The organism is Jutongia sp. SJQ-6 (assembly GCF_054161275.1).
Genome location: NZ_CP195314.1, coordinates 2,619,807 through 2,639,174 on the forward strand (window position 1 = coordinate 2,619,807; position 19,368 = coordinate 2,639,174).

Annotated in this window: 11 protein-coding genes; 10 read left to right on the top strand and 1 reads right to left on the bottom strand. The window is 43.0% G+C overall.

What is annotated here, in order from left to right; all coding sequences use genetic code 11:
* Positions 1-4 precede the first annotated feature (4 nt).
* Both ACSAJE_RS12030 and ACSAJE_RS12035 read left to right on the top strand, forming a co-directional pair.
* Positions 5-1,138: a leucine-rich repeat protein gene (locus ACSAJE_RS12030; protein WP_458009202.1), complete on the top strand. Its 1,134-nt coding sequence runs from the start codon at positions 5-7 to the stop codon at positions 1,136-1,138.
* Positions 1,139-1,571: 433 nt separating this feature from the next.
* Positions 1,572-4,562 carry a cellulase family glycosylhydrolase gene (locus tag ACSAJE_RS12035; RefSeq protein WP_458009203.1) on the top strand — a complete coding sequence of 997 codons (2,991 nt, stop codon included), beginning with the start codon at positions 1,572-1,574 and terminating at the stop codon, positions 4,560-4,562.
* Positions 4,563-4,926: 364 nt separating this feature from the next.
* Here ACSAJE_RS12035 and ACSAJE_RS12040 read toward each other — a convergent pair whose 3' ends face one another.
* Positions 4,927-5,829, bottom strand: coding sequence for an AraC family transcriptional regulator (locus tag ACSAJE_RS12040; RefSeq protein ID WP_022025655.1), 903 nt, complete (start codon positions 5,827-5,829; stop codon positions 4,927-4,929).
* A 123-nt stretch (positions 5,830-5,952) separates the two neighbouring features.
* Between ACSAJE_RS12040 and ACSAJE_RS12045 the strand changes: the two genes are divergently transcribed.
* From ACSAJE_RS12045 to ACSAJE_RS12080, 8 genes are all read left to right on the top strand, one after another.
* A complete protein-coding gene (locus ACSAJE_RS12045) occupies positions 5,953-7,254 on the top strand; it encodes an alpha/beta hydrolase-fold protein (protein ID WP_458009204.1) in 1,302 nt (433 codons plus the stop codon).
* A 530-nt stretch (positions 7,255-7,784) separates the two neighbouring features.
* Complete coding sequence (clpB, locus tag ACSAJE_RS12050) at positions 7,785-10,361, top strand: ATP-dependent chaperone ClpB (RefSeq protein WP_458010076.1); 2,577 nt, start codon at positions 7,785-7,787, stop codon at positions 10,359-10,361.
* Between the two features lie 831 nt (positions 10,362-11,192).
* Positions 11,193-11,369 (top strand): hypothetical protein, encoded by a 177-nt coding sequence (locus ACSAJE_RS12055; RefSeq protein ID WP_458009205.1) that lies wholly within the window; start codon positions 11,193-11,195, stop codon positions 11,367-11,369.
* Between the two features lie 218 nt (positions 11,370-11,587).
* Positions 11,588-13,168, top strand: coding sequence for a DEAD/DEAH box helicase (locus ACSAJE_RS12060; protein WP_458009206.1), 1,581 nt, complete (start codon positions 11,588-11,590; stop codon positions 13,166-13,168).
* A gap of 148 nt (positions 13,169-13,316) precedes the next feature.
* Positions 13,317-13,769 carry a hypothetical protein gene (locus ACSAJE_RS12065; RefSeq protein WP_458009207.1) on the top strand — a complete coding sequence of 151 codons (453 nt, stop codon included), beginning with the start codon at positions 13,317-13,319 and terminating at the stop codon, positions 13,767-13,769.
* Positions 13,766-14,485, top strand: a complete 720-nt coding sequence (locus ACSAJE_RS12070; protein ID WP_458009208.1) for a lytic transglycosylase domain-containing protein — start codon at positions 13,766-13,768, stop codon at positions 14,483-14,485. The genes ACSAJE_RS12065 and ACSAJE_RS12070 overlap by 4 nt, the downstream gene beginning before the upstream one ends.
* Positions 14,486-14,713: 228 nt before the next feature.
* Complete coding sequence (locus ACSAJE_RS12075; RefSeq protein ID WP_458009209.1) at positions 14,714-17,965, top strand: DUF6240 domain-containing protein; 3,252 nt, start codon at positions 14,714-14,716, stop codon at positions 17,963-17,965.
* Entirely contained in the window at positions 17,962-19,311 is a 1,350-nt protein-coding gene (locus ACSAJE_RS12080; RefSeq protein WP_118507146.1) for a flagellin N-terminal helical domain-containing protein, read from the top strand. The genes ACSAJE_RS12075 and ACSAJE_RS12080 overlap by 4 nt, the downstream gene beginning before the upstream one ends.
* Positions 19,312-19,368 lie beyond the last annotated feature (57 nt).

The following is a 19,368-nucleotide window of genomic DNA, read 5'->3' on the forward strand; positions in this document are numbered from 1 at the left end:
TTTTATGAAAAAATGGAGACAGGTAGCAGTAGTCATGTTTTGTCTAATGGCAGCGATGACTATGACAATGACAGCAGATGCCAAGACAAAGAAAAAGCAGCCAAGTGGTAAAGTATGCAGTGGGGTGAAATGGACATACAATAAAAAGAGTAAAACGTTAACTATAACTGGAAAGGGATATGCTAAAATTACCGGGTTTTATGACAAATCACTGAGCAGTTATGAGTGGCCGTGTTCGGAAGATTCTGTATTGCCGGTGTTTACGAAGATTAAATTTGGAGAGGGGATCACGCAGGTCGATTATCGATATTTTGCAATGGAGGGCATCAAGCAGATATCGTTGCCAAAATCTTTTAAAAAGATTAAGTATGCAAGCCCAATTCGTGTCAATGGAGCTTATGAAGGCTGGAGTACAACCTTAAAAACGATTTCTGTAAATAAAAAGAATCGTAACTTTTCATCATCAAAAGGTGTATTGTATTCGAAAGACAAAAAGACAATTTACATATATCCTTCGGGCAAAAGTGTCACCAATTATAAGTTATTCGATAAGGTGACGACGATTGCACCGTATGCATTTTATGCAGCGGATATGAAATCAATTCAGCTTTCTTCAAAGCTAACAACTATTGGAGAGTGCGCATTTCAGTATTCAACAGTCAAGACAGTTACTGGCGGCAAAAAACTTCGAGTGATAGGACAGATGGCTTTTTATGAAGCCGATGGATTGACCAACTTTGCCTTTGACAGTGCACTTAGAAAAATAGGCAGCAATGCGTTTTATGCCTGCAGGCTGCAAAGTGTAACTCTTCCGGAAAAACTGGTATCTGTAGGAAGTTGTGCGTTTATGGCAAACGAAGAATTGCGTTCTTTGACGATATTATGCAGATTAAATCTGGGAGAAATCTTTCTGCTTTGTACGAAAAAAATGAATTATAGCAAGTCGGAATATGATTACCGACCAATTACGGTAAAGCTTGGGAAGAATGCTACCGGACCGCTTACGACACTCATAGACGATTTGGGGCAGCAGATCACTTTTGAGGTGGATAATGCCAATCCGATATATTACGTGAAAGCCGGGGTGCTTTATAAGAGAAAGGGAAACGAAGTATGCTATCCCCAAAAAGCATCTTAATATCTTGCAATATGCATAATAAAATATATAAATAAAATATATTTTTGTAAAAATTGTACATGAAATTTTCAAAATCATGTTGCAATACTACTACGAAAATGTTAAGATAGTTTTCGTAGCAAAAGAAATAACTCATGGGGGAGTTATTTCGATAATGTATTGGGCGTGATTGGGATGTAGAAAGACATTTTTTGTGGGGACAAAGGATGTCTTTTTATTGTACGTGATGGTGACGGATATCGTTAATGTGTTTGCTTCTTTTTTCATGAATTAATATCAAAAATATGTGGATTTTTTGGGATTTATCGGTATAAATATTGGGAAAGTATCGGTATTTCTTATGGATTTCTATTCATATTTTTTGGTGATGATTTGTGTTATTTTGTCATAAAAAACGTACAAGTTTCTCAATCTGCCGGGAAGGAGAAGGATTATGGCTTTTCGTAAAAAAGCACTTGCTATTGTCATGAGTATGGCAATGGTAGCAACTTCGCTGTCAATTCCAACAACGACAGCCAAAACGGCGGAAGCCGCCGGCACAACATTTAACAACCTTAATCAATCGCAGATTACAGAGGCGATGGGTGTAGGTTACAACCTTGGTAACTCATTGGAGGCTGCAAGTTCCGGAACACCGAATGAAACAGCATATGGCAATCCAAAATTAACAGAAGACTTAGTTTTGGCAGCCAAAGACGCAGGATTTAAATCTATCCGTATTCCGGTATCTTATCTTAGCATGATTGACGACAACAATGGATACAAGATCGACTCTTCTTGGTTAGATCGTGTACAGCAGGTTGTTGATTATTGCGTTGACAATGATATGTATGCAATTGTCAACATGCATGGAGACGGTTATACGACAGTAACAGGTGGCTGGTTATTATGCGGCAGTTCTGATCAGACCAAGATTAAAGCAAAATATAAAGCGTGCTGGGAGCAGATTGCAGATCGTTTCAAAAACTATGATGAGCATCTGATCTTTGAGTCTATGAATGAAGAATTTGATGGAACTTATGGAACACCTAGCAGAACGGCTTATGCAAATATAAATGCCTACAATCAGATTTTTGTGGACACCGTAAGAAAAACCGGTGGAAACAATGATCAGAGATGGTTATTGATTCCGGGATGGAATACCAATATTGATTACACGGCGGAGGATTACGGATTTGCACTTCCTACCGATAATTATCTGTCTTCTAAGATTGCATCAGGCGAAAAAAGAATTATGATCTCTGTACATTATTATGATCCATGGGATTTCTGTGGAACAGAGTCCGGTGCAACCACACAGTGGGGAGACAGTATTACGGATTATTCGAAGAGAGCAAGCTGGGGTGATGAGTCCTATATGGCATCTCAGTTCAAAAAGATGTCTAGCAAATTCGTTTCACAGGGCTATCCTGTGGTGATCGGTGAATTTGGTGCCATCAATAAAGCAAGTTATGATAGCCAGAATAAAGTTTGCCGTGCAGAGTATTATCAGAAAGTCTGCTATTATGCAAAGCAGTATGGATTGATCCCGGTAGCTTGGGACAATGGATACAACGGAGACTATGGTTTTGCGATCATTGACCGTTATTCCAACAAGGTTGTTCATCAGGAATTGATGGACGCTATGATGGAAGTGTATGGTGGTAATGAGTCCGCAACGGCAACAGGCATTCAGTTAAACAAGAGCGAGTTGACAATTCACATTGGTGATGAAAAACAGCAGCTTACAGCAGCATTAACACCATCGGACAGCAAGGATAAAGTTCTTTGGAGCTCCAGTGATGAGTCAGTAGCTACCGTTAATTCCAAAGGTCAGGTAAGTGCAGTAGGAGCAGGAACTTGTACGATCACTGCATCTGTTCCATTAGGATACAAAGCAACCTGTAAGGTGACGGTACCACAGGCCAACTATGTACGTGCGAAATTATATTTATTAGAGACAGCAAGCTGGCAGTCAGTCATCAGTGATGAATATGTTGATATTTATTCAGAAGGAGGAAAATTCTCCTTGTCCTTAGATGCGACTAAGAGTCAGTTGCAGAATATTGGTTCTTTGTATATCAAAGATATCAATGTTGCTGATGATGAGGCATCTGTATTTGACAAAGCAACTTTGAAAGTAACATCATTTGAAATTAACGGACAGAAATATACCATGAAAAATGGAAAATTTACGTATGATGTTTCACAGAAAGCATCAGATGATGGATTGATCTGTCCAGTCTTTAATTTCTCATTTATTAATGTGTGGGCGAATACACATGTAAACAACGTAACTGTGGAAAATGCAAATTACAAGGCATATTTCAATAATGTAAATTACCAGACGACGAATAAGGTAACCATGAACTTTGAGGTGTCCGGTATTAATGGTGGCAGTGATGTTCAGCCAACAGTAGCACCAACAGTGGCACCAACAAAGGCACCAACGGTAGCGCCAACAAAGGCACCAACAGTAGCGCCAACAAAGGCACCAACAGTGGCACCAACAAAGGCACCAACAGTAGCGCCAACAAAGGCACCAACGGTAGCGCCAACAAAGGCACCAACGGTAGCACCGACGAAGGCTCCGACAGTAGCACCAACCGCAGCTCCGACACAGTCACCGGTTATTTCAGATACGACGGAGATTGTATCTAACTTAGAGTCTACGTATGCAACGAACGATCCACAGTGGTTGTTAAATGCATCTGACGATGATATTGTTACTGTAGTTTATACTTGTACAGATCCTTCCCATGGTAACTGGGGTATTTTAGGATGGGGTGCATCTGTAGACAATGTATGGCAGAGTGGTGATAATTATTCTGCGGCAAGTAATGCAACGGATAAAGTAACGAAGACATATACAGTCAAAGAATTAAAGGCAACCATGAACATTAAGAGCACATCAAAGGTTACCTATTTGTGCTTGTCTGCTTGGAACGGTGGCAAGATCGTAAGTCTTACACTTTCTAAAGTAGGTGGAGAGACTCCACAGCCAACCGTAACGCCAACAGTAGCACCGACAGCAACACCGACGGTAGCACCAACAGTAGCACCGACAGTAGCACCGACAGCTACACCGACAGTAGCACCGACAGTGGCACCGACAGTAGCACCAACCACAGAGCCTTCCGGGGACAGCAAAGTAACAGGCTCGGTAAAACTTACCAGTAATTGGGGCAGTGGCGGAATTGCACAGATTACACTTACCAACAATACAGGTGTCAGCTATACCGATGGATGGACGGTAGAGTTTACCTTAGACCGCGAGATTACTTCTATGTGGAGCGGTACTTGTGAGAGCCTTGGCAATAACCGTTACCGCGTAAGCAATCCAGGCTGGGATGGCAATTGGGCAAATGGTAAAACAATCACATTAAATTGTGGTGTTGGTGGAGGCAGCAACGTACCAGCGATCACAGATATCGTGATAAAATAATGAGCACAGTGTGCAATTATTATGATATAATGAGCACATAGTGCTCATCTTGGGAGTTTCTCCGAAACTCCATTATGCGCAGAAATCGTGCGCAATTATTATGATATAATTGTTACAGATAAAGGAAGCCCTTACATTAGAGGCTCCGAGAACTCTTGCAACTGTTTTCAATATTAAGGAAAGCAGAAAAAGAGGTATCGTAGCCTCTTTTTAATTGATAGGAAAATGCTCGTAACATAGGGGGAAACAAAAGCAAAGCGCTGGCTTTGCTTTTTTATTTGATAGGAAATTGCTGTTATGTAGCGTGACATCGCCAAGAATTGCTTTAGCAATTCTTGCAAAGCAAAGCGCTGGCTTTGCTTTTTTATTGAAGATTATTTAGGTTGGCTTGATATTCGCGTGGTGATATACCCTCGTTTTTTTTGAAAACTTTACTAAAATAAAAACCATTACAAAAACCCAATTGATCAGCAATCTGCGTTACAGTAAACTGTTTGCTGGATAGTAAGATTTTGGCCTGCTCAATGCGGTATTTTTCAAGAAAAGCAAAAATAGTCTCACCAGTTACTTCCTTAAATTTACGGTTCATGTAATCAAAATTATGATGAAATTGTTTTTCTAAAAGGACACTTGTGATTTTTGTTTTGTAATTACTTTTCAGATAAGAAAGTAATGGGAGCGCGGAAAATGTGCCAATGTTATTTGGTGGAAATAACGCATTAATATGTGCACGACATATTTTTAACAGCAGCATTGCAAAATTGCAATTTATCATGCTTTGATGATAAGGGCTACCCGGTACTGCATTGTTTGTGGCAGATATAATTTCATTAAGAACTTCATAATAAGAAGCTCCTGAAAGTGTTGCATTCTTTGGAATAAGTATTTGTTCGCATGGTTTGTACTGTAATGGGGAAGCATTAAGTTCACTATGCATTGAAAGAAATTGGTGATAAACTTCTTCTTCGGACAGCAACAGTTCTTTTTGTGGGTTCCATTGAAAATGAATATAGTAATAACTTACCGGAGAATTACTTTGGACACCAAAGTGGCATTTATCAGGACATAATAGCAGGGTCTGTCCGGCACTTAAGTGGTAAATAGTATCTTCTTCCTGCAAAAGCATACTGCCATTTGTGATGAAATATAGAATCCAGTCAGAGGGGGTGCGGCGAAAATGCTTGTTAGGAGCAGGAACAGAAACTGATCCGGACAATGTGACGTGTGGAAGAGATTGTAAATTGGTTATAAAATATGTTTGTTTCATAAACTACTCCTTAAAAGTCGCTATTATATATGCTTGCGTCGCTATAAATCATGGAATACCAGTTGCGAAAATGGTAACATAGGAAGAGCAATAAGTCAATTACGATTAAAGGAGGGAATGAAAATGCTGAAAAATAATAAAAGAAGTTTACAAGTGACAGCAATTGCTATAACCGCCACATTATTGCTTGTCGGAGCCTCTGGGCATGTGGCTGCAAAAGCGAAAAAAATAACGATCAATCATAAGAAAATGACACTCGCGATTGGTCAAAAACGAGCACTAAAAGTAAAAAATACAAAAAAGAAAGTGAAATGGATCAGTAAAAATAAAAAAGTTGCTATTGTTAATAAAAAAGGGATTGTTACAGCGAAGAAAAAGGGATCAGCAAAGATTGTTGCACGTATCGGAAAGAAAAAATATACTTGCAGAGTAACGGTTAAGCCGAACAAAAAGAGAGCAAAAATAAAGAGTACTAAGAAACCGACTTATACAATGCGTCCAATTGCATCAAAAGTACCGGTAGCGTCTCAAAAGCCGACGATTGTACCAACAGCAACGGTTAAGCCAACGCCAACACCGATACCATTACCGACAGTGAAGCCGACACCTGTTCCGGATGAGGGGTGGCAGACCGGGAAGGTCAGCGGATCAGAAGAAGATTATAATAAATATTTTGCATTAAATATGAAACACTATACAAAGAAACAGGAAGGAACGGTGTTTGGAACGATTGAAAGCATTACGTATCCATCCAAAGTTGTTGGAGCAGAACGCGAAGCATATGTGTATTTGCCACCACAGTACGATAGCAGCAAAAAATATCCGGTATTATACATGATTCACGGAATTGGCTGTGAGAGAGGACAGTGGGTTGGCATGTCCTTAAAAAATATATTAAGCAATATGATTTGCAGAGGTGAGGTTGCACCATTTGTAGCTGTTATACCAAGTGTTGTTCCAAAAGATGGCGTGTCGTCAAATACGCTGGGACCAGAGAATATTGGCGCATTCACCATGTTTGAACAGGAATTTTTACAGGATCTAGAGCCATATATTCTTGAAAATTTTGCCGTGTCATCCGACAGAAAAGATACCGGAGTATGTGGTCTGTCTATGGGAGGCATGGAGGCATTACATTTAGGATTTGCCATTAAAGATCATTTTAATTATATTGGATCTTTTTCAGCGGCACCGACATTGGATCAAAGTTTATTAAATACGAATGGCTGGAAAAATGTGCCGGAAACTGTACTCCTTTGTAGCGGGACAGCAGACACAACAATAGGAGATAATCCTTATAACTATCATAAAACATTGGAAGAGAACAAGGTGGATCATATTTGGTATATGTATCCGAACGGTACACATGAAGCAAAAGTATGGCAAAACGGATTGGTAAACTTTTTGCTTAGAAGTTATCGGTAACAAGAGAAAGTTTTCGTATGTAATTACGGAGACTTCGTAGATTATGCTTTCAAAATAACCTTTTATATTAAGGAACCGACATAAGTAGTAGGATAATGAAAATGTATAATGCATTTCTGAATAATTCCTACATATATGTCGGTTCTTGCATGTTATGGGGAAAGGGAGTGCTTGTAGAGAACAACATTCATTGAAACAAAATAGGACAATATGTTATGATATGTTATAACAATGATTGAGAGATCAATGCGAATGGCGGTCTGGCATCAAGATCCGGTGGTGTACTTTATGTATGGCCAATTGGTAAGATCGTGCTGATAGCGGTTGTGATCTATGTATTTTGTATGCTTGCAGGACATGTCAAAAAGAAAATGATAAAATATTAGCACTCACTCTTGACGAGTGCTAATAAAAGTGATATAACAATCATCAGAGGGACCAAAATAGTCAGATAGTGTACTACATAGTTCAGCATTAGCAGGCTATGTAGGCATATGGATTTGTTTGAGACAGAAAGGATTGGTGATTGTATGAATATCAGTAAATTTACACAAAAATCACAGGAAGTAGTACAAGGCTGTGAGAAAATCGCCATGGATCATGGTCACCAGGAAATCGGTCAGGAGCATATGCTATCCGCTATGATGACAGTAGATGATAGCTTGATCCGCAAACTGATCGAGAAAATGGGAATTGCACCGGAAGCATTTCAGGCGCAGATAGAAGGACTTTTACAAAAACGTCCAAAGGTTGTCGGCGGCGATCTTCGGATTGACAAATATTTAAATGAAGCATTGATTTATGCGGAAGATGAAGCAAAACGGATGGGAGATGAATATGTTTCCGTAGAGCATCTGTTTTTGAGTGTGTTAGCGCATCCGAGCAAAGAGATCAAGCAGTTGTTTAAGCAGTGTCAGATTGATCGAGAGCGATTTTTGCAGGTGCTTTCCGAGGTGCGCGGTAATCAGAGGGTTACCAGTGACAATCCGGAAGCAACGTATGACACGTTGGAAAAATATGGTACAGATCTGGTAGAACGTGCTAAAGATGGCAAGCTGGATCCGGTGATCGGACGAGATGCGGAAATTCGTAATGTTGTGCGTATTCTTTCACGTAAGACGAAAAATAATCCGGTCTTGATCGGTGAACCCGGTGTTGGTAAGACTGCCGCTGTTGAGGGCTTGGCACAGCGTATTGTTCGAGGAGATGTGCCGGAAGGACTCAAAGACAAGAAGATCTTTGCGTTGGATATGGGTGCTTTGGTAGCGGGTGCGAAATACCGTGGCGAATTTGAGGAGCGTTTGAAAGCGGTTCTTGAAGAAGTGAAGAAGAGTGAAGGACAGATCATTCTGTTTATTGATGAGCTGCATACGATTGTCGGTGCCGGCAAGACCGATGGCGCTATGGACGCCGGCAATATGCTCAAACCAATGCTTGCCAGAGGTGAATTGCATTGTATTGGTGCTACGACATTGGATGAGTATCGTATGTATATTGAAAAGGATCCGGCATTGGAACGTCGTTTCCAGCCGGTTATGGTCAATGAACCAACAGTGGAAGATACTATTTCAATACTGCGTGGTCTGAAAGAACGCTATGAAGTATTCCATGGTGTCAAGATTACGGATTCTTCGCTGGTGGCAGCCGCAACGTTGTCCAACCGATATATTTCGGATCGTTTCCTGCCAGATAAGGCGATCGACTTGATCGATGAGGCCTGTGCCATGATCAAGACAGAGTTAAATAGTATGCCGGCAGAACTCGATGAAGAGCGCAGACGTATTATGCAGATGGAAATTGAGGAGGCAGCACTTAAGAAAGAGACAGATCATTTGTCCGTGGAACGTTTGGAAGAACTGCAAAAAGAAATGGCAGAACTTCGTGATGATTTCAATGCCAAGAAAGCAAAGTGGGATAGCGAAAAGGCATCTGTCGATACGGTAAATAAGTTGAAAGAGCAGAGAGATGCGCTTCGTACAGAGATTGAAACGGCAAAGCGCAACTATGATCTGAACCGTGCTGCAGAGATCCAGTATGGACAATTGCCGGAGTTAGAGCGACAGCTTGAGGCAGCAGAAGAAAAGGCAAAAGCAGAAGATCGTACTTTGGTGCAGGAATGTGTTACCGAGGAAGAGATTGCCAAAATTATTTCTCGCTGGACAGGAATTCCGATCGCCAAACTTACGGAAGGCGAACGTGAAAAAACACTGCATTTGGAGGATGAACTGCACAAACGTGTCATTGGACAGGAAGAGGGCGTCCGTTTGGTTGCAGAAGCAATCTTACGTTCTAAGGCAGGTATCAAAGATCCTACGAAACCAATTGGTTCTTTCTTGTTCTTAGGACCGACAGGTGTTGGTAAAACGGAACTTGCTAAGAGCTTGGCGGCATATTTGTTTGACGACGAGACGAATATGGTTCGTATCGACATGAGTGAATATATGGAGAAACATTCCGTGGCTCGTCTGATCGGAGCGCCTCCGGGATATGTTGGATATGAAGAAGGTGGACAGCTCACCGAAGCAGTACGCCGTAAACCGTATTCTGTAGTACTGTTTGATGAGATTGAAAAAGCACATCCGGATGTGTTTAATGTATTATTGCAAGTGTTGGACGATGGCCGAATTACCGATTCACAGGGTCGTACCGTTGATTTCAAAAATACAATATTAATATTAACTTCTAACATTGGTTCCTCATATTTGTTGGAAGGCATTGATGAAAATGGAGAGATCAGCGAAGAAGCACGTAAAGCGGTACTGGATCAACTGCACGCTTCTTTCCGTCCGGAATTTTTGAATCGTTTGGATGAAACGATCCTCTTTAAGCCGCTTCGTCCGCAGGATATTACCGGTATTATCGATATCTTGCTTGCAGAGCTGAATGAACGTTTAGCAGAAAAAGAATTGCATGTATCTTTGACAGATGCTGCCAAAGCGTTTGTTACAGAGCAGGCATATGATCCATCCTTTGGTGCACGTCCGTTGAAACGGTACTTGCAGAAGAATGTAGAGACACTGTTAGCCAAAAAGATTCTTCGTGGCGATGTGCATATGGGCGAGGAGATCGTGCTGGATGTTAAAGATGACGCATTGTATATACAGTAACTAAAACTTCCCATACCGGAAGTTATTGACCGAACCACATATTGCTTATTATGTTGATGGTCTAATTATATTTTGCAGTCACTATATAGTGAGTCCTGCCATCAAGAAACTATAGCAATTGCTTTGCCGCAATTAGTTTTCACGGTGATTTCTAGATTTTGTTGTCTCTGATGATTGATTTACATGCCTTTCGGAAACTCGAAGTCCCGGAAGCAAGGTATTCATCATTTTTGAAAGGGACTTTGCGCTCGTCGTTACTTATGTCTCGTACTTCAGAGACATTAAGTAACGTAACGTAGCGCAACGTAGCGAAAGCGTCCCGTCCAAAAATTGATGATACCTTGCTAAACCGGGACATCTCAGACATTCCTCTAGGCATGTATTCATCAGAGACTTAACAAAATAAGAAATCACGTAAAAACTCTGCGTTCTGCTGCAATTGTCTTAGTTTGTTTGATGGCAGGATAATTTACTTTATCGGCTGCAAAATAGACATAATTTTACTGGCATAATAAGTAATATGTGGTTGTGTGAGATAATGAGGTATGGGAAGTTTGAAACAGTAAATAGTATGTATGATCTGTGCTCACGATGAAGTACGAAAGTACGCATAAATATGTGGCTTTTGAAAGAAGCATAAAGTATAAAAGGACTGTTCTATTCGCACTGTTATTTCGTGGATAGACAGTCCTTTTTTTGATAAAATTCTGTGTATATGGTATACTGATTTCAAGTAATTTAAGGGACGGATTTATACAGTTAAGAACAAGGTTGTTTTTACGGATAAGAGTAAAAATAACAGCGTAAGATATTTATACGAGGAGGCTTCATATGATAAATAGAGATATTGCAAACAGAATTATTCAGCCAAAGAATCAACGGGTAAAAAGATGCAGATTTTGTGGGCATAAACTCACTTTTAGAGAGAGGCATAAAGTCAGTGAAAAGGGGGTTGTGCTTTGCCCGAAATGTGGAGAGGTTTACAGAAATCAGAAAGTGGTGTATTAATAATGGGTAAATAGATTATTTAAGTGTTTTGCACTGTCTTGCCTTTATCGGAAGTTATTCATCGATAAAGTATCTTGTTTAGGATACGATGCGGTTCAATTGCCGATGTTGCTCATGCTCCGAGAATCTGCTATAATAGGAAAGTTGCATTAATACAGCGAAAGATTTTGCAGGGAATCTGTGCTGCAAAATAAAGCAGATTAGAAATGGAGATATAAATGACGTTTGAAGAAATGTGTTTGGATACAAGAATAATGCGTGCAATTGCGGAAATGGGTTTTGAGCAGCCAAGTCCGATTCAGGCGCAGTCGATACCGATTGCGGTAGAGGGAAAGGACATGATCGGACAAGCGCGTACCGGAACGGGTAAGACGGCTTCGTTTGGAATACCGATGTTGCAGCGAATTAATCCGAAAGACAAAACTCTGCAGGCAATCGTCTTGTGCCCAACGCGAGAACTTGCAATTCAGTCCGCCAATGAAATTCGCAAATTAGCAAAGTTTTTGCATGGGATCAAAGTGCTTCCGATATACGGAGGACAGGAGATCAGCAAACAGATCCGTTCCTTAAAAGGTGGTGTACAGATCGTGATTGGTACACCGGGACGAGTGATGGATCATTTGCGCCGTCATACATTAAAACCACAAACGGTAGATATTGTGGTTTTGGATGAAGCGGATGAAATGTTAAATATGGGATTTCGAGAGGATATAGAAACTATTTTGGGACAACTGCCAGAGGAGCGTCAAACAATGCTTTTTTCGGCAACAATGCCAAAGCCAATCTTGGAAATTGCAAAGCGTTATCTGCATGAACCGGAGATTGTGAAAGTGATTCAGAAAGAACTTACTGTCCCAAAAATCGAACAGTATTATTATGAAGTTAATCCGCGCAAAAAGAATGAAGTGCTATCCCGATTATTGGACATGTATGATCCGAGTTTGTCGTTGGTTTTTTGCAATACGAAGCGAAAAGTGGATGAGTTAGTTGCAGACTTAAAGGGTAGAGGATATTTTGCAGAGGGACTGCATGGTGATATGAAACAGAGCCAGAGAGACCGCGTGATGAATGGCTTTCGCAATGGACGTACCGATATTTTGGTTGCCACAGACGTGGCGGCGCGTGGTATTGACGTTGATGATGTGGAAGCGGTTTTTAATTATGATGTTCCACAGGACGATGAGTACTATGTGCATCGTATCGGAAGAACGGGACGTGCCGGACGTGAAGGAAGAGCATTTACGCTGGTCGTTGGCAAGGAAATATACAAGCTAAAAGATATTCAGAGATATTGCAAGACAAAGATCCGCAGACAGCCGATCCCTTCGGTGAATGATGTGGCTGCCATTAAAGTGGAGAAACTGTTGGAGCAGGCAGGAGAGTTGATCGCTACAGATGGTTTAGGCAGAATGATGGATCTGTTAGAGGAATATTTGGATGGCAGTGATTATTCGGCAACGGAAATGGCAGCAGCTTTGCTGGCAATGCAGTTAGGAGAGACAAGCACACAGACGCTTCCCAAAGAAGAGTTTGGAGATACCGGTGCAGAGCCGGGTATGGTGCGTATGTTTATGAATATCGGCAAAAAAGATCGTGTACGCATTGGTGACATTTTGGGTGCGGTTGCCGGGGAGAGCGGAATGGAAGGTGCTCTCGTAGGAACAATCGATATGTACGATAATTTTTCGTTTGTAGAGGTTCCGCAGGAATATGCGGCCGCTGTACTAGAAGCAATGAATCACAGTAAGATCAAGGGACGCAGGGTGAACATGGAACCGGCTAAAAATGTGAGGAACTGATCGAATCACCAATGGAATTGTGAGAAATATGTGTCATTGTCTATCTCCTCTTACAGCATTATTGGATGAAGCGGGAAAGTATTGATTTAAATCGGACAAGTTGTTAAAATAAAAAGCAAAATGAGGCGATGGCGAGGAGGTGCATTCAATGAACGTGATACAGGGGAAAACGATAGCCGTTCGTGAGGTTGAAACCTATGGAGTGAATGCGAAACCGTTGTCACCGAGAGAGATTGAGACCTGTGGAGTGAATGCGAAGCCACTGTCACCGAGGGAGATTGAGACTTGTGGAGCAAATGCGAAGCCACTGTCACCGAGAGAGATTGAGACTTGTGGAGCGAATGCGAAGCCACTGTCGCCAAAGAAGATAGATTTTTGCGAGATGAATGTGAAGTCGCCTGCTAAGGTGAGGGCGGTGGTATCGAATGCCAGAGAGCCGAGATTACAGCAGATTGTGCCAATAGAGCCTGAGGAAAAAGCTGTAAATCAAGCTGCAGCAGAGATGGCTGTCACGCTTTCGGAAGTGTCTGTGGCGAATCCGAGACAGGGGAAGTTGGATATGACATTGCAGGAGATGTTTGCAGAAAGGAGAGGTATATGACGGCGAATAATATTACGGATGGGAAAGTGCAGGCTTTGCCGATCAAACCGTTGAAGACGCATGCGGGTGAAGCTGGCCGCAGGAGTTCTATTACCAGTTTTGACGATATGCTGAAAGCACAGGGACGCACGAAGTCTACGAAGACGAGTGCGGTGAAACATCTGGACTATTCTGCGGACACGTCAAAGTTAGACCGCACGGGAAGTTCCAGAACAACCTCATCTGCGTCTGGGACATCGACCGGTCAGAGTCAGAAAACGAATCGTACGGTGTCAACCGGAAGTACAAGCACTAAGAGAACGACATCTGCATCGTCTATGAAGACAACGCCTTATGACAGCTATTTTAAGAAAGCAGCCAAAAAATACGGAGTATCCGAAAGTTTGCTTAAGGCAATTGCCAAAGCAGAATCTAATTTCAATGAGAGGGATGTGTCTAGTTCGGGGGCAATGGGCGTTATGCAGTTGATGCCGGATACGGCGCGTGGACTTGGCGTAGAGGATCCCTTTGACCCGGAGCAAAATATTATGGGTGGAGCGAAGTGCATCGCCAGCAAGTTAAAGGAATATAACGGAGATGTAAAGTTAGCGCTGGCGGCGTATAATGCCGGAAGTGGAACGGTACGGCGTGTGGGCGGTATACCATCACAGTGTCGTTCTTACATAAAGAAAGTATTGAGTTATCAGAAAGCGTTTGAAACGGCGAAGAAGGTCTGAGCGAGCTGCTTCAACAAGGGGGAGCTCATAGAGGGCATGACGTTAAACGGACTGAATTTATAGGGTAAAGAAATTAGCCCTTTTGGTCGAATATATTTATAGGATGTGAGTGTCAAAGTTCATGTTTGGCACTCTTTTTTTACTTTATAGGATTCAGGTGCCAAAAAGGTTTGAATTTCTTTAATAAGGATTTCATGATCTTTCGGCACTGATAAAGAGAGGTAGCTAATGAATATAAATGATATCATGTTACAGGGAGATGCGGGATCCGGAACGACGGAAGCATCCTCTAAGTACTATAACGTTGGGAAAAATAATGCGGCAACTGCTGATGCGGGTTATTTGGGGATTCGTAGTAAAGCCGTTCAGACTGATTTTATGATGCCACAGCTACAGGGACTTCGTGAGTCCGGTTCGGAGAATTATACGGGTAGACAGGCAACGGAGATCGCAGCGGATCGTGTGCAAAATGATAATGCTGCCAGTCGCAATCTTAAGGTTGTGACCGGAGAGGATTGTGCCGCACTTGAGGATGAGGATAGTGCTTTGGAAGAATACCAAAAATCCAGTTTGGAGCGCGCCGTTAAGCGTATCCGTGAGGAGCGTGAGTGGAAAGCAGACCGGATGGAAGAAAATAAAGAACTTCGCGAGCAGTTGGCGAACGATTTGGAAAAAATGCAGCAGCAGGGATTTTTGGCGCAAAAGAGCGAGGCACAGATCCGTGACGCACTGCAGGAAGCAAATCTGCCTGCAACCAAAGAATTTGTGGATAAGGTAGCGGGAACGCTGCAGATGAGTATGTCGATCAATGAAATGACAGATGCGGCGAAAGTTTACGTCATACAAAATGGAACCCAGCCGACGATAGAAGCGGTATATCAAGGAATGCATTCCGGTAGTACGGCAGTTGACAACGCATCGATCACTGAGAAAGATATGGCGGCGTATGCACCACAGATCGAACATATCCTGCAGCAGATCGGACGAGGGGGAGCTTCGGATCAAGCGATGGCAAAGTGGCTGTTTGCGAATGAACTACCGATCACGGCTGAGAATATGCAGACATTAGAGATGTTAGATCAGATGCAGCAGAGTACTTGTTTGGAGATAACGCTGCAGCAGATCGTTCAGACGATGGCAATGGGATTGCCGGCAGAGCAGACAGCTCCGGGGGACAAAGGAATTTGGCTTGCCGGGGATTTGATACAGCAGGTAAAAGAGATCACGGCGCAGGATGTGGAACAGGTAACAACAGAAAAGGCAGATCCGGTGCTGCAGGATTATCTTGACGCACATCAGACAGAGCAAGGCACTTCTGACCATGAAGTGGGACAGACCGCAGGAACATCATCTAGCCGTGAAGTAGGACAGAGCGCAGGAGTGCCATCTGACCGCAAAACGGGACAGGGAGCGATGAATATATCTGACCGTAAAGTTGGACAAGAAGCAGCGAACACATCTGACCGAAAAGTTGAACAGGAAACAACCGTAATGGCTGGCGAATTGTCGGGACAGGAGACGGCAGAAGTCATGCCTTTGCCGCAGGTTACAGCTTGGCGACAACTTGAGGAAATACGATTAAAAATGACAATCCCGGCAGTGATGTCTATGCGTGCGCAGGGGATATCTGTGGAGACAGAGAGCTTGGCTGAACTTGTGGGTCGTTTGCGGGAAATAGAGATGAGTTATTATCGGACGGATCAGACGGGCGAGGCGGCAGTTACAGAAGACGCACAGATTCATGCGATGCAGGATGCCGTAACGGCAGTGCGTGAGATTGCCGAAGCTCCGGCAGAACTTTTGGGCAGTAGTCTGCGCCAGCATGAATTAATGACGGTGCGGGAACTGCATGGAGCTGCGATCAGTGCGACCAAGAGCGCATGGCAGTATCAACAGGATTATGAGGCGGTTGGTACACAGGTGCGCACGGATCTGGGAGATAGTATTAAGAAAGCGTTTGCGGGTATTCCGACTATGCTGCAGGAGATGGGGCTGGAGAGCACACCGGAGAATGAAAGGGCAGTACGCATTCTTGGTTATAACCGCATGGAAATCACAGAGGAGAGTATTGCGCAGATCAAAGATTGGGATGCAGAAGTGAATACTTTGATCGACCGGATGAAACCTGCCACGGTACTTGGAATGATTCGAGATGGTATTAATCCATTAGAACATACCGTAACGGAATTGAATGAAATGCTTGCCGATCGTGGAATGACTGCGGCGCAGGAAGAGGAAAGTTACAGTAAGTTTTTGTGGCGATTAGATAAGACGAACGGCATTACTGCGGAAGAAAGACAAAGTTATATTGGAATTTATCGTCTGTTGCATCAAGTGCAGAAAGAAGATCATGCGGCGGTTGGTGCGGTGGTTCAATCCGGTCAGCAGATGGATCTGTCTAATTTGCTGACGGCGGTTCGTTCCAGAAATGCACAGGGGATGGATCATACTGTGGATGACACTGAAAATATTATTCAGGCAGCAGCCGGTAATCAGACGATCACGGATCAGATCATGACAGCTTATTATGAGGAGCGTGCCGGGGAACTCAGGGATATGGCGAAACGGTCACAGAAAGCAGATGGATTTTTGGAGGAGGCAGGGCTGCCGGACACAGTTGGCAATATGCAGGCGGCGCTGAGATTACTGGAGGGAGAGACCGCTTTAGATACAGTACTGGAACTTGCTAGAGAATCGCAGTCGGAGCAGGATGCGGTTGGACAGTTGGCATCGGAGACAGCCGATGCAGCGGTTTTGGAGACTGCCATGGATCATGTGGTTCCGCAGGGAGTGGCTGCAAGTGAGGCGTCATCCGAGAAAGAGACGTTTACAGAGCGTAGACGTGATTTGACGGAACTAACGGATGGTTTAAAGGATGTTATGGAAGCCATTGCAGATGGTGAGGAAGATGAGGCAGCACTTGCAGAATATTGTGCCGGAATAGATCATTTTTTGGAAAATATTCTTGAGAAAACAAAGCAGCGTGCCGATATTACATATAGTGAATTTCAAGAGATCAGAGCAACGCGTGGTTTGATGCGGTTACAGCAGGGACTTAGAAATAATCGCAGTTATGCAGTACCGATTCAAACGGCAGACGGCGTTACGCAGATGAATCTTACATTCCGTGAGGATGAAGAACAGGCGGGCAAGGTGCAGGTAACCATTTGGCAGCCGTATCGCATTTCTATGGAGATGCAGATTTCCGGGGGCAGTCTTAAGGGACTGGTACTCTGTGATGACAGAGCCGGATACGAGAAATTGAAGCAGCAGGCAGGAGCCTTGCAGGAAACTTTGGAGCAGAATGTGTGTCCGGTGAAAACGATCTCTTATGGAATGGATTTTCGTGCGCAGAATGATTATTCTGCTGCATCGGAGAACGATAATGCAGTTGATACAAAAGCTTTGTATCAGACAGCAAAAGTGCTGGTACAGTATATTTCAGAGGTAGTAGCAACAGAGAATGGAGGATTACAATGAGAATTAACCACAATATTTCAGCGCAGCTTACAAATGTCAGTTTGAAAAAGGTTGACAATAAAGTTTCGGCCAGTTTGGAAAGATTAAGTACAGGCTATAAGATTAACAAAGCAGCAGATGATTCTGCAGGTATGGCGATTTCGAATAAGATGCGAACCCAGATCCGTGCGTTGGATCAGGCGTCCCGCAATTCTGCTGATGGAGATTCGATCATTCAGACGGCAGAGGGTGCGATGTCAGAGATTGAGAATATTTTGCAGAGAATCCGTGAATTGGGTGTACAGGCAGCCAATGGTACGCTTGCTTTGGAAGACCGTAAGGCCGTGCAGGATGAGGTTGATGAGCTGATGGACGAGGTTGATCGTATTGCGGACACAACCCAGTTTAATGGTAAGGGACTGCTTGATGGTTCCGCATCACGTACCGTAATGACGAATACGTTATCCATTCATGCAATTTCGGCGTCTATGGATGTACCAAGAAATGATTATGAGATCACGATCGATGCTATGCCGGAAGCTGCAAAAGCACAGCTTGACTATACGATCCCATCTACGATCAGTATTAATGGGTATAGTTTGGAGATTACGGATGAGTACGATGATACCAGTGTTAGAAAGAAGATTATAGATATGTGTGACGCCATGAATATTGATGTTTCCGGTCCGGATGGATCACTGACACTGACGACACGTGCAACCGGTGCAAACCAGAAGATTTCAGTACGCTCTGCCGGTGCCAATGATGAGACGGTTATTTACGGCAAAGATGCAAAGATCACCTTGGGAACACAGTTTACCCCGGCCGATGGTTTTAGCTATAAAGCAAATGGTGCCGGTATTGTGATCATTGGAAATGATGGATTTGAAATGCAGATCGATGTTACGGATGCCAAAGCGGGTGATAGTGGTATTGTTCGCGTAGAAGATGCCGGCTATATGGTGCTTCAGATTGGTGCCAACGAGCATCAGACGTTGGAGATGGACTTTAAGGAAGTATCTTGCCAAAGCCTGTTCTTACGCAATAAAGAAGGTGTTAATCAGATTAACGCATGTACACAGGAAGGTGCTACGGAGCTTCTCAAAGTGTTGGATGATGCTATTGATAAGATTTCTGCAGCAAGATCCACGCTTGGTGCATATCAGAACCGTTTGGATGCAACAAGAGAGAGTTTGGATGTAAGTGAAGAGAATCTTACGGATGCAATGTCCAGAATTATGGACACAGATATGGCTTCTGAAATGACAGAATATACATCCAACAATGTATTATCACAGGCAGCAACATCAATGCTGTCACAAGCCAATAACCGTCCACAGCAGATTATGAGTTTGCTGCAGAGCTAATTATAGGTATCGCAGAATTGCCAAGATTGGTGTGTGGACAGGATCAGGTAGATATGC

Bases quoted from the DNA above. Each gene is read 5' to 3' on its own strand.
- ACSAJE_RS12030 (WP_458009202.1), top strand. From the start codon at position 5: ATGAAAAAATGGAGACAGGTAGCAGTAGTCATGTTTTGTCTAATGGCA.
- ACSAJE_RS12035 (WP_458009203.1), top strand. From the start codon at position 1,572: ATGGCTTTTCGTAAAAAAGCACTTGCTATTGTCATGAGTATGGCAATG.
- ACSAJE_RS12040 (WP_022025655.1), bottom strand. From the start codon at position 5,829: ATGAAACAAACATATTTTATAACCAATTTACAATCTCTTCCACACGTC.
- ACSAJE_RS12045 (WP_458009204.1), top strand. From the start codon at position 5,953: ATGCTGAAAAATAATAAAAGAAGTTTACAAGTGACAGCAATTGCTATA.
- clpB (WP_458010076.1), top strand. From the start codon at position 7,785: ATGAATATCAGTAAATTTACACAAAAATCACAGGAAGTAGTACAAGGC.
- ACSAJE_RS12055 (WP_458009205.1), top strand. From the start codon at position 11,193: ATGATAAATAGAGATATTGCAAACAGAATTATTCAGCCAAAGAATCAA.
- ACSAJE_RS12060 (WP_458009206.1), top strand. From the start codon at position 11,588: ATGACGTTTGAAGAAATGTGTTTGGATACAAGAATAATGCGTGCAATT.
- ACSAJE_RS12065 (WP_458009207.1), top strand. From the start codon at position 13,317: ATGAACGTGATACAGGGGAAAACGATAGCCGTTCGTGAGGTTGAAACC.
- ACSAJE_RS12070 (WP_458009208.1), top strand. From the start codon at position 13,766: ATGACGGCGAATAATATTACGGATGGGAAAGTGCAGGCTTTGCCGATC.
- ACSAJE_RS12075 (WP_458009209.1), top strand. From the start codon at position 14,714: ATGAATATAAATGATATCATGTTACAGGGAGATGCGGGATCCGGAACG.
- ACSAJE_RS12080 (WP_118507146.1), top strand. From the start codon at position 17,962: ATGAGAATTAACCACAATATTTCAGCGCAGCTTACAAATGTCAGTTTG.